11 protein-coding genes are annotated in these 12163 nt (G+C 46.8%); 3 read left to right on the top strand and 8 right to left on the bottom strand.

Annotated elements, in window-relative coordinates:
- The 5 genes from QZ157_RS02155 to QZ157_RS02135 all read right to left on the bottom strand — a co-directional run.
- Positions 1-805, bottom strand: an 805-nt coding sequence (locus tag QZ157_RS02155) for a beta-aspartyl-peptidase (protein WP_295141191.1), incomplete at its 3' end; no start/stop codon positions are given.
- Positions 806-1001: 196 nt separating this feature from the next.
- The gene (locus QZ157_RS02150) at positions 1002-1217 is read right to left on the bottom strand and encodes an acetyltransferase (protein WP_295141188.1); all 216 of its coding nucleotides are present in this window, start codon (positions 1215-1217) and stop codon (positions 1002-1004) included.
- Between the two features lie 102 nt (positions 1218-1319).
- Positions 1320-1889: a tetratricopeptide repeat protein gene (locus QZ157_RS02145; protein WP_295141186.1), complete on the bottom strand. Its 570-nt coding sequence runs from the start codon at positions 1887-1889 to the stop codon at positions 1320-1322.
- A gap of 284 nt (positions 1890-2173) precedes the next feature.
- On the bottom strand, positions 2174-2908 hold the full coding sequence (locus QZ157_RS02140) for a polyphenol oxidase family protein (RefSeq protein WP_295141198.1): 735 nt from the start codon (positions 2906-2908) through the stop codon (positions 2174-2176).
- An 87-nt stretch (positions 2909-2995) separates the two neighbouring features.
- Positions 2996-3628, bottom strand: a complete 633-nt coding sequence (locus tag QZ157_RS02135) for a riboflavin synthase (protein ID WP_295141182.1) — start codon at positions 3626-3628, stop codon at positions 2996-2998.
- Between the two features lie 678 nt (positions 3629-4306).
- Between QZ157_RS02135 and QZ157_RS02130 the strand changes: the two genes are divergently transcribed.
- Entirely contained in the window at positions 4307-4945 is a 639-nt protein-coding gene (locus tag QZ157_RS02130; protein ID WP_295141179.1) for a Crp/Fnr family transcriptional regulator, read from the top strand.
- Positions 4946-5618: 673 nt separating this feature from the next.
- Here the strand turns inward: QZ157_RS02130 and QZ157_RS02125 are convergent.
- Genes QZ157_RS02125 through QZ157_RS02115 form a run of 3 tightly spaced genes read right to left on the bottom strand, consistent with a single transcriptional unit; the run spans position 5619 to position 9168 of the window.
- On the bottom strand, positions 5619-7400 hold the full coding sequence (locus QZ157_RS02125) for a flotillin domain-containing protein (RefSeq protein WP_295141176.1): 1782 nt from the start codon (positions 7398-7400) through the stop codon (positions 5619-5621).
- 21 nt (positions 7401-7421) lie between these two features.
- Complete coding sequence (locus QZ157_RS02120) at positions 7422-8042, bottom strand: OB-fold-containig protein (protein ID WP_295141173.1); 621 nt, start codon at positions 8040-8042, stop codon at positions 7422-7424.
- Between the two features lie 58 nt (positions 8043-8100).
- The gene (locus QZ157_RS02115; protein WP_295141170.1) at positions 8101-9168 is read right to left on the bottom strand and encodes a toxic anion resistance protein; all 1068 of its coding nucleotides are present in this window, start codon (positions 9166-9168) and stop codon (positions 8101-8103) included.
- 265 nt (positions 9169-9433) lie between these two features.
- Between QZ157_RS02115 and QZ157_RS02110 the strand changes: the two genes are divergently transcribed.
- Together QZ157_RS02110 and QZ157_RS02105 are read left to right on the top strand one after the other, a co-directional pair.
- Positions 9434-10630: a molybdopterin molybdotransferase MoeA gene (locus tag QZ157_RS02110; protein WP_295141168.1), complete on the top strand. Its 1197-nt coding sequence runs from the start codon at positions 9434-9436 to the stop codon at positions 10628-10630.
- Positions 10631-10778: 148 nt separating this feature from the next.
- Positions 10779-12161: an SMI1/KNR4 family protein gene (locus QZ157_RS02105; RefSeq protein ID WP_295141166.1), complete on the top strand. Its 1383-nt coding sequence runs from the start codon at positions 10779-10781 to the stop codon at positions 12159-12161.
- The last annotated feature ends 2 nt before the right edge of the window (positions 12162-12163 follow it).

Below are 12163 nucleotides of genomic sequence, written 5' to 3'. Positions count from 1 at the left end.
GCTCTAAATTTAAGCCGTTTTCAAGCCCGTATGCGATAGCTTCGTGAAGCGGGGTAAATTTACTTCCGCCGCTCGTGATATCGATGTAGCCGCCCATTTTTTGAAATTTGATCGCCTCGTCAAAGAGCTCCTTCGTACGCGCGCAGTGCGTCGGCGAAAAGTAATTAACGGGGAACGAATAATCCTTGATCACTCTAAAAATCAGGTCAAATTTATCCGCTAGCCCGCCCATATGCATATGCAGCACGCCGCCTTTTTTCGAGATCATGCCGCCGATGCGTATCTGCGTCAGAGTTCTAATTAGCTCCTGAGAGGTCGGGTAGCTGCCGCGGTTGTCGCTCATCGCGATCTTACAGCCGATGACCTTGTCGATGAGCACGAGATCGCGCGTAACGGAGCCCGTAAATGTAACGCTAGGCAGCGCGTAAGAGCCAGTGTGGATGAAGGTCGAGATGCCCTCGTATTCAAGCGCCTTGGCCTTTGCGTAGAGGTTTTCGAGGCTCCTAGTGCATCCATCGGTACCTAGCGTGCCCACGACCGTCGTCGTGCCGTAGCGGATGATACGGCTTAGCGTTATTTCGGGCGTGCGCGAATGATAACCCGCCTCGCCGCCGCCCGTGATGTGCACGTGCTGATCGATGAGTCCGGGTGCTAAAATTTTGCCCTCTAGATCGTAAATTTCAAGCCCCTCAACTCGAAAATCAAGCCCCTTAGAAACGGCTAAAATTTTACCTCCGCCGAGCAAAACGTCGCTCCTGCCGATGTGCTCTGGCGCGTATAGATCGGCATTTTTAAGTAACAGCATATTTTCTCCTTTGCTTTGGGTTTTTGATTGTAAATTTTACGTTTTTTGGCTTTCTTAACTGCGATATCGCGCCGTCATTTTACATCAAATTTTGATAAAAACAGGATATTTCGGTTTTGGGTGGAGAAACGGCGATTCGGATGATGCTTGGGTTTTATTTTTGTAGATTAGGAGAGCGGATTCAAAGTTTAGCAATCTAACCGCTTAGCTGCACTATTTCTTCTATCTTCATTAGTCCCGTAAATACGCGCTCGACGGCCTCTTTTTGCTCGCTAGAGATTTCGATCTTTTTCTCGTTTAAAAGCAAATTTACGAGCTGCTCGTTTTGCAGCGTCTGGACGTCAAATTTTCTCGCGTTTGCGGCGATTTTTGCCGCGAGAGGATTTTTTGATTTAAAATTTTCGTATGGCATTTTTCTCGATTTTTAGTGAAATTTTAGCTCAAATTTAAACTCGGCGCGCACCCTGCAAAACAAGAACGCGCAACCGAGTTAAATTTTAGCCGCTAGCCGAGTCTAACGCTTTAAGATTTTAGCGTTTTCGCAGCCGACCTCTAGCCCCATCTTGCACGCTTTTTCGTAAAATTTAACCGCAGCTTTGACGTCCGCGTTTACGCCCATGCCGCGCTCGCTCATGAAGCCGGCTTCGTTGCAGCCTTTAGCTAGCCCAAGCTCGCATGCGTTTTTATAGAGCTCGTACGCCCGAGCTTCATCTTTTGCTATGCCGGCACCCGTCTGATGAGCGTATGCTAATGCGTAGCAGCCCAGCTTATCGCCCATTTTATACGCTCGCTCGTAAAATTTAACCGCCGCTTCAGGCTGCATAGCCGCGACTTTGCCGCTAGCTATAATCGCGCCCATATCATAGCAGGCACGCGCGTGTCCGTCTTCGCACGCTAGATTAAAGAGTCTCGCCGCCTCTTTGAAGTCCGAAACTCGGTACATCGCTAGCGCGTCTTCAAACTGCTTATTTGCCGAATTTGCAGGCGCGCTCGCAGGAACGCTTGCCATCTCGTTTGAGGATCTCGTTTGCGCCGCAAAAAGCACGCTCGCCGCAACAATCAAACAAAGTAAAATTTTTCTCATTTTGGCTCCTTGTTTTATAAAATTTCAATCCGAATTTTAGCCCTCTTTAATAAACATAAATGAAATTTTAACTAAACTCGCCGATCCGCACGCCCTAAATTTCGGCCAAAATTTGCCCGAGTTTTTATACGCCTAAAGGCGGCATCATTTAGCCTGAAACGCCTTACCGTTACCTGATTTTATGGCGTTAAGGGCTAAATTTTAGATATTTTCGAATAAATTTTAACTCTCGCTAGTTTAGCGTGAGGGCACAACAAGCTTTAAAATTCGCGCGCAAATTGCGTTTAATTTTTACGTTTCATAGGCATGGGCTTGTTCATGATAAACCCGCAAAATCGCCCCGTGACGCCATCTCTACGGTAGGAAAACAGCTCCCCCGTCTCAAACGTACAGCGCGGATCAAACTCTACTCGCCCTACGCCAAGCTGCGCAAATTCGTCCCGCAAGGCCGCTCCCATGTCAAATTTACCCTCTTTTTTATATCGGTTAAACGCACACAGATCTAGCTCGCCCACCTCGTAGTTTCGCGCCTTGATATTTGCGCCGACGAATACGCGCAGATCGCCCGCCTCGCAGCCAAACTCGCTCGCCATCAAATTTACCGCATTCGTGCAAATTTTACCAGTTACGCCCGTCCTGCCCGCATGCACTGCGGCAACCACGCCCCGCCTCTCGTCCGCGATCAAAACGGGCGAACAGTCGGCGACCAAAACGCAAAGCGTAACGCCCTTTAATGCCGTTATCACGCCGTCACAAGGCGGTAGCTCATCATCAATATCTCGCAAAATTTCCACGCGATTTGAGTGAATTTGACGCATAAATTTTAGATTAAAAGGCGCGATATCAAGCGCAGCGGCTAAAATTTCGCGATTTTTTGCTACGTTTTGCGGCAGGTCGCCGACGTGACCCGCTAAATTTAACCCCTTATACGCCCCTTCGCTTATGCCGCCAAATCGCGTCGTAAAGCCGAGCTTCAAGCGCTCGCTCTCAAAAACTACGTCTAAAATTTCCCGCTTCATTTTTTCCTTTTTCGTCACCGTCCGCTCCGTATAGAGTGCGGTTTTGCAAGCTAAATTCGCAAGCTATAAATTTTGCTTCGCAAAAGCCTAATAAAGGCTCGCGATATACTGCGACTCGTCCCAGCCGATCTCGCCTTTGCCGCCGTTTTGGGCACCGAGACCAAACTCTAGCTGCCTAGCTACGTAGCGCGCGAGCAGGTCGCTTTCTACGTTTACGCGGCGTCCCGGCTCAAACTCGCCGAACAAGCTCTCGCGAAAGGTAATCGGGATGATCGTGAGGCGCACGCCTGCAGGCAAAACCTCGTTGATCGTGAGGCTCACGCCCTCGACCGCGATACTGCCTTTGTTTGCCATCAAAGGCATGACGCTAGGAGGCAAATTTATATAAAAATCAACCCCGTTTTCGCGCCGCTTTATACGTGCAACCTCGCCGATAGCGTCTACATGGCCTTGCAGCAGATGCCCGTCTACGCGGTCGGCTAGCCGCATCGCAGGCTCGATATGCACGCGTCCGCGCAAATTTTCCGTCGCGATGTGCGCTCTAGTCTCGGCGCTAAGCTCCACGCTAAAGCCGTCTGAGTGCAGCTGCGTCACGCTAAGACACGCGCCGTTTACCGCGACGCTATCGCCTAAATTCGGGCGGTACGCGGCTTTTAGTCGCAGGGTATTTTGCGAATAGCTCGCAACCTGCGCGATCTCGCGAATTAGTCCGTTAAACATTTTTAGCCTTTAGATTTTTTAGCGATTTTAGCTATTTTAGGCTCATAAAAGGATAAATTTAGCCCAAATATCTCGGCTAAAAAAGTAAAGTAAAAACAGGCGCGCGGCGGTAAAATTTAGCGTAAGCGACCCAAAAGAAGGCGCTAGCTGAGGCAAATACGCGCTAAATCTAAGCCGCTAAACATAGCGCTCCGCGTCGTTGCCGCCCTGGCGCGGGGAATCTAAGCTTGCAAAGCTGGAGTAAACTACCTGCTTGGTGGCATTTTAGCGGCGGATTTAATTTATCCGCTAAAAATCGCAAACGCCCGTAAAACCCGCTTTTAAGCCTACTGCGCTTATCGTAGATGCTCTTTAGCTTTGCCGTTGGAGGCTTAAGCGTTTTGGGCCTTGAAATCTTTTCAAAATATCTATTTTAAGTAAAGCTTGCCGTCCTTTACGAGCCGTTTTGCGCGGTAAAATCGGCGCCTCAGTCCATACCCGCGATGCGCCGGGGAGGCTTAGCGCGGCTGTGAGTATAAATTTGATTTAAGGATTAATATTTTTATTTAAGGATACACAAATTCGTTCTTTTAACCAGTCTGCTTTTTAGCTTTAAGCATCATTTACTCGCGGGATAATAAATTTTAATGTTATTTAATATTGCGTAGGCTAAAATACGAGTTTATTTAAGGTAAAAACGTGAAAAGATCAAGGTTAGGACTACTAGAAACGAATGTCGTCTCATCTTTAAGCAATGACGAAATCGCTAAATTTAACCGCCGCGTCCTAACTAAAGGCAGCACGGTTTACGCTGAAGGCATCAGCGTCGCGATATTTAAAAGCGGCTCCGGCAAGCTCGCGTTTTTTGAGGACGGCGAGGAATTTATCCTTTATAACCTACAAAAGGACAACATCACGATCCTAAGCGACGCCTGCGCGCTGGAAATTTTAGAGGATAGCGAAATTTACTTCATCGACGTGCGCGACGTCGGCGAACTGCTAAAAAACGAGCGTTTCGCAAAGGCCTATGCCGACTCGCTCGCAAATATCGCGCTTTTGCAACACCAAATCATAAAATCCATACTCTTTGAAAGCGCCAAAGGCCGCATAGCAAACTTCCTCATCGAGCTTGCCGCAGAGCAAAATTTGACCCAAAACGGCTACAGATACGTCTTTTTACCGTTTTCGCTTAAGGTGCTTTCTAGTTTCGTGGGCTTAAAGCGACAAAGCGCCAGCACCGCATTCAACGAACTCATAAAAGAAGACGTCATCAGGCGCATCACGCCGCATGAAATTTTGATAATAGACTTTGAAAAGCTGCAAAAATATACGAATTAGATAAATTTAGCCGCCTATTTCGGTTCTTTTGCCGCTTTGCGGTAAATTCAAAAACAAATTTAATATCAAATCGCCCTCGTATCGTCGCGATAAATCGTTATTTGAAGGCTTTTGTTTATTTTTGATTTTTGATTATTTACTATTTAGAAGCGCTTGGTTGCTTAAGAGATTGCCGCAAATTTATAGACGAGAGTTTTACAGAATTTACTCCAAACGCTATTTTAGCCATTTTTAAAAACCCGAACGTAAAAACGCCGTAAGGATAAAATTTAACGCTAAATTTTAGTTTTATATTTTAAGTAAGTCTTTACAGTTTGAGCTATTTGGAAAAATTGGTCGCGAACTTCTAGCGATAAAACCATGGAGCTAAATTTTGACCGCGTCCGTTTACCGAGCGATTTTTGCCCCGTTTGGCCGCTTTTGGATAATTTCAAAAACGCCTAACGAGACGTGCAAATTTCATGCTTATAGTTTTATTTTTTGCCCAAATCAAACCGCACGTCAAGCCCGTTAAGCTAGCTTTAACCAAACATCAACGCAAGATAAATTTAAACCGTCGGCGATTTAAATTTATCCGCATTTATCATTATTGCCTAGTTTTTAAAATTTAGGCTCAAAATCCGTAGCTGCGTCGCACACTGGCGGGGCGGGATTTACGAGCCTTATATTTAAGCTATTTTCCGCCTTTTGCAGCATTAGATTTTTGCTCGGAGCCGTTTAAATCAGAGGCGCTACCTAACTTTTCGCCGCTGCGCAGAGGCTGGGCGATATTTTGTATCCCGCCGTTTAGGTCGATGCCTACTTGCTTCATTAGGTCGTCTATTATAGGCGCGTTTACTTTATAGTTTAAAGACGCATTTACGATTTGATCGGATAGCGAAGCGCCCGCGTTGCTAACGCCGCTGCTAGCATTCAAGCCCGCACCGCTCTGATTTGCGCCGCCAAGGCCAGCCATTTGCACGATTTTGATAGAGTCGATTTTCTCAGCCGGTTTTACGACCTGGGCGATGATTTGCGGCATAAACTCGACCAATGCAAGTTTAAATCTATTTTCCAAAATCTCCGCCGAGACGATATTTTCGGCGTTATTTATCTCGGTTTTACCTTTAGCTTCGACTTCGTAGTTTAGCCTATTGGCTTCAGCGGTTATCTTTATAGCTTCAGCTTCGGCGGTAGCCTTGATTTTTAGCGCTTCGCTAGCACCCATAGCTTTGATTTTAGCAGCTTCAGCTAGGTTTTCCTCGGCTTCTTTTTCGGCTTTTGCGGCGACGGTTTTTTCGATAGATAGCTGCTCGGCCTCTTTTTGCGCTTCGATTAGCGCTAGCTTTTTAGCGCGCTCAGCCTGCTCGGTCTCAGATGACGTTTTGATCTTTTCAAAAGACGCGGCTTCTAGCGCCTTTTTCTCGTTGGCTAGCGTTTTAGCCGCAGCCTCTTCTTCGACTTTTTTGGCGATTTCTATGTTTTTGCTCTGATTTGCCAGTTCGACGGCTTTTTCTTTATTGATCTCGGCTTCTCTGATGGCTCTTGCCTTTTCTATCTCGACGGTTTCGATGGCGCGCGCTTTATTTATCTGCGCTTCTTCGATAGCTTTGTTTGCGACGATCTTGGCCTCCTCGGCCTCTTTGCGCCTACTTTCGGCCTCTTTTGCCCTTAGCGCTTCTTGTTCTGCTTGGAAATTTGCTATTTTTGTTTGCTGCGTTGCTTCGGCCTCGGCTTGTTTTCTTTGGATTTCAAATTTCTCCGACTGCGTCTCGTAGTTTTTCTGCGCTATTTGCACCTCGGTCGAGCGCTCGATATCGTTTCGTAGCTTTTTGCGCTCCTCGATGGTTTGCGTTAGGCTTGTTAAACCCTCCGCGTCAAAGGCGTTGTTTTCGTTAAAAAACTCTTTTGCTGTTTGATCAAGCGACGTAAGAGATACGGACTCTAGCTGAAGGCCGTTTTTAGATAGATCGGCTTCGATGGCGTTTTTGACCTGCGAGCTAAATTCATCTCTTTTTTCGTGTAGCTCTTTCATCTCCATCGAGCTTGCTACCGAGCGGAGCGTGGCTATGAGCTTGCCTTCTATCAGCCCGGTTAGCTCTCTTAGATCGACCGTCTTTTTACCCAGAGTCTGCGCCGCGCGAGATATAGACTCCCTATCCTCGCCCACTCTGATGTAAAAATCAGCCGTGATATCTACGCGCATCCTGTCTTTGGTTATGAAGCTATCGCTTTTAGAGCGAGCAACCGTAACTTTCATCGACTGCATATTTATGTCGATATAATCATGCAGTATCGGCAGTATCAGCGCGCCGCCGTCTACGACGACCTTTTCGCCGCCAAATCCCGTTCGCACGAACGTAAGCTCCTTTGTCGTCTTTCGGTAAAGTCTTGAAAAAACGATACCTAAAATGATGATAGAAAAGAGTCCTATGCCGACAAATACGGCTAAAGACGTCATCCCGTCAATATTCATACCACTCTCCTTTGATTAAATTTATGATTTTTTCCTGACGTAAAAGTTATTTTTTTCGATTTTAACGATGAGCGCGGTATCGCCTTTTATAAGCTCGTTTTCATCGGCAGCTCTTGCAAATACGAAACGCTCCTTGCCGTTTTTATCCGTAACTTTAACGTCTCCGCCTTGCTCTTTTGTGATTTTATAGTCCTTTACTTCGCATTCGCAGCCAAGAAGCTCCTTTTTACTAAACGCAGCGCTTTGCACTTGAGGCAGGTATTTTGCCGCAAGCAAGCTCACCCATCTAGTCCAAGCTAAAGCGATAAAAAACGAAACTGCGGCGATAACCGCGCTCATATACCACGCAGGCGCCGCAAATCCATAAAAAACGCTAACGATAAAAAGCCCGCACGCTCCAAAACTCATAAGCAAAATCCCGTAAAAAACGGTGCTAGGCACGCCGCCCTTGTTCGCCCACGCTAGCAGCTCGGCACCAGGCGCATCGATGCTCTCGGCTCCGTCAAACAGCCCGTTTAGCGGCTCAAGCACCGAAAATCCGGTCATCATCAAAATAACATCAAGCAAGGCAAAAACTACGACGATAACCAGCGGAACGGAAAATATAAGATTGTTGCCAAGAAGCTCTAAAATTTGATCCATTTTTTACCTTTTTTTAAATTTTGTCGCTTGCGAGGTCAAATTTGACCTTAGCTCCGCTTTATTCTATGCTATACACGTCGCTTTGCTCGATTTTTTCTAGCTTATTTACCTTGCTTTCTAGCGTCTTGCTCATCTGCGCGATTTTAGCGATATTTTCTTTCATCTTCGGTAGCGCCTCGTTTTTGAAATTTTCTATCTTATCTAGCGAATCTATCATCAAATTTATCGCTTTTTCGAGGCTCTCGTTATCTAGCGCGCCGCCTGCAACTTTTGCCATCACATCCGTAGCCGTATCGTTTACGTCCTGCGCGTTTTTTAGGATGACGTCGCTAGCTAGCTTGTCCATCTCAGAAACCGCTTTTAGCTGCTTTTTGCCTTCCTGCGCGGCGCTTGCGATATAGACGTTGGTTTTTAGCGCGGTGATGCTAGTTGTGATCGTGTTTTGCGTGGCAAAACTTAAAAGCGAGTTATTGTGCTTGATAGTAGCGTAGTTTGCGAGGCTTTGCTGCATCACCACGAGCACTTGTTGCAAATTTTGCAGATGCATACGGATGTAAAATAGCGCCTCTTCGAGGAGAAATTTTTTCTGCTCTTCGTCCGTTTGATTTGCCGCTAAATTTTCGATGAGCTCGTCTGTTTTGCTTAAAATTTCTATCTTTCCTTTTAGGCTTTCTATGATGAGCGAGAGTTCCTTTTGCTTCTCTGAGATTTCGTCGTTTCTAGCTTCTAAAACGTTTATCGAGTGCTTTAAATTTGCCGTGATTTCTTCAAACAAGCTTGACACGCTTTGATATTTGCTAGCCAGCTCGGCGGCTAGGTCTTTGCCGAGCAAGAAATTTATAAATTTCGCGCCCAGTCCTCCCTCCTTCATCTTATCGCTTGCTTTTATGAGCTCGGCGGAGTATTTTTTGACCGATTTTAGCGACTCGCCGACCGAGCTTCCCACGCTTTGGCTCATGCTAAGCAGGTCGCCGACCTTCATGTCCATATCGCCGTTTAGCTTTTCAAACTCGCCCAGTTCATCCTTACCAAACGACACGATAAATTCTTTGGGATCGGTAAATTCTTTCCTTTTTTCTATGAGTAAGGCGACGACGTCTTGGGGCGTTTTAGCGATTTGATTCAAAGCTTGTCCTTTGCTTAAATTTAAGAGCTATTATAACTAAATTTGTACGCTTTTTACAGGCTTAATAATAAACTTCTGTGCTTTATTAGCATAATTTACGATTAAATTTAGTAAAATCGGCAGAAATATTCCAGACAGAATAGGCGTAGTTTAACTTTAAAATTTTAATCCGTGAGGGCGCGGACTCGTCGTCCGTAACCGAAACGGGTTTAAAATTTTAAAGCTTGAAATCCGTCATTTATGGGGAATCAAAAAAGGATAAAAAATGAAAGAATTTATGAGCTACGAGGCCTCTCTTGAAATTTTACGCTCTACGCTGGCTCCCTGGGACCGCGTAGAAAAGGTCACTCTCACGCAAGCGCTTGATCGCCGTATCGCCGTAGATATGGCGGCGCAGGATAACTACCCGGAGCGTCCCGTCTCGGCGATGGACGGCTACGCGTTTGCGTGGCAAGAGGGCCTAAGCGAGCTTGAGCTCATCACCGACCTACCCGCAGGCAGCGACAAAGGGCTAAAAATAGAAGGCGTAAAATGCGTCAAAACCTTCACCGGCTCGCTAATGAGCGAAGGCACAGACACGCTAATCCCGGTCGAAAACGTCGAGGTCTCAGGCAGCAAGATCCTCATTAAAAAGCCTGTGCCGAGAGGCTTTGCCGTGCGCGAGGTCGGCGAAAGCTACAAAAAAGGCGAAATCCTAATCAAAAAAGGCGCAACGATAGGCTACGCCGAGACTGCGCTGCTAGCCGAGCTTGGGATCTTTAACGTTAGCGTATTCGTGCGGCCGCGAGTCGCGGTACTAGCTACCGGAAGCGAGATAAAAGACCTCGGAGAGCCGCTAGAAAACGCCGCGCAGATCCACAGCTCAAACCACGTAGGCATCGCGGCCATGGTACGCAAAATGGGTGGCGAACCCGTGCTGTGCGAGATAGTGCGCGACCGCGCCGAACTCGTAAAAGACGCCATCGTTCGCGCGCTAAAATCAGCCGACGTGCTCGTCACCACGGGCGGCATCAGCATGGGCGACTACGACTTCGTAAAAGGCGCACTGGGCGAAAATTTCGACATTATCATCGACGGCGCCGCGATCAAACCGGGCCGCCACATCAAGGTCGCAAAAGCTGGAGAAAAATATATATTCGCGTTGCCGGGCTTCCCGTACTCGGCGATGGTGATGTGCGTGCTCTACGTGCGCGTGCTGCTAAACGCGTGGTTTGGCGCTAGCGAGCCCAAAATCACGGCGATCATGGACGAGGACTACAAAAAGCGCTCGCCGTTTTTGGAGTTTACGGCGGTAAATTTAGTAAATCGTGACGGTAAAATTTACGTAAATTTAGACGGCAAAAAGATGGGCAGCTCGGCGATCGTAAATAATCTCACAGGGGGCGCCGCGCTTTTAATCATCCCAAAAGAGACAGAATTTATCGCAAAGGGCGAGATAGTCGAAGTGCTGAAAATGGTTTAAATTTGAGTAAATTTAGCTTTTGCGGCTTGGATGCATAGCAAATAAGCGCGCAGGCGGCGCTAAGGCAAAAGCCGGCAAAAAACCGGGCGTAAATTTGACGCGATTTTGTAAAACGCAAGCGTAAATTTAATACAAACAAAAGGTAAAAATGAAAGAACAGATAAACCGCATCAAAGAAAAGCTAAAAATAGCTAAAAAAGCGGATAAAAAACTAAAAATTTTCGGCGCAAGTAACCACAAATACGCCCTCAAAGCGCCGATAGAAGAAAAGAAATTAGCCGCGTTAGAGAAGAAATACGGCGTAAGCTTGCCCGCCCATTTTAGAGCCTTTTTGCTAGAGATCGCTGACGGCGGAGGCGGCTTTGACGGTAGCGCGCCGGGGCCTTTTTACGGCATCTACCCCATAAAAGACGCGCTAAAATTTAGCGCGCCGTATCTAGCAAATCCCTGCCTTTTGCGCCCTAAAATGAGCGATGAGCAGTGGAGAGCTATAGAAGGCTTTGCGTACGAGCAAGAGTGCGGCGACGAAGAAAGCGAAGAAGAAAAAATCCTAGGCGGCGTACTGTTAATCGGCACGCAAGGCTGCAGCTTTGAAACCGCTATCGTGATAGAGGGCGAGTTTCGCGGACGGATAGTAAATTTAGACTTTGACTTATATAAGCCCGTTTTTGCGTTTGAGTCAAATTTCCTAGACTGGTACGAAAGGTGGCTAGACGAGGTGATATCAGGCGAACTAAAAGACGGCGGGGGCGGGTTTGGCTACTATATGGGCGGTAGCGCGAGCGAGCTTTTGCAAATTTACGAAGAGGCGCGCAACAGAGGCGACACGGAGCTAAAAAACGACTGCCTTGACGCTTTGACGCATAAAGCTCCTCGCTTTGAGACGCAAATTTTAGATAAGATAGAAAGTTTTATCAAAAACGAGGCATATAGCGAGGATTTTGCGAAGCTTACTAGTATCTTATGCGCAAACGATTTTGCGCGGGGTAAGGCCTATCTAGCGCGTCTTGCGCAGATTGATTATCTACTTTTTTTACAAATCATTCACTGGTGGGCAAAGGACAAAAAGGCCGCTAGCAGGGAGTTTATGTCCATAGCGGACGAAAACGCCGAGCAAATCCTAAACCAAAAGGACGAAGAGCGCGCGGCGCATACGTTTAGATTTTATACGTATTTGCTAAAAAACGCAAAGCTTGATTACGGAGCTAAGATCGAGCATTTTGCGACTAGCTCTAATTATTCCATTCGCGTTACGTGCTTTTACGCGCTGGGGCAGCTGAAAAATAAAAGCAAATATCTAAAAACGCTGATTTTAGGACTAAGCGACGAGGAGCCCTACGTCGTGACGATCGCCTTGCAAGCCGTGTGCGGACTGACGGACGAGCGGCTGCTACCTCACCTAAAAGCCCTCTCGCAGCGCTTTTTAAAAGACGACGAAAACTCCGTGGTTACAAATCTAAACCGCGTGCTAGAGCCATACGGTTTAGACAATAAAAAGATAAAAAAGATGGAATTTAAAGCCGAAATTTAAGG

The sequence above is a fragment of the uncultured Campylobacter sp. genome (genome assembly GCF_905372745.1).
Classification (GTDB): Bacteria; Campylobacterota; Campylobacteria; order Campylobacterales; family Campylobacteraceae; genus Campylobacter_A.
This window is presented reverse-complemented; position numbering and strand designations above follow the sequence as displayed.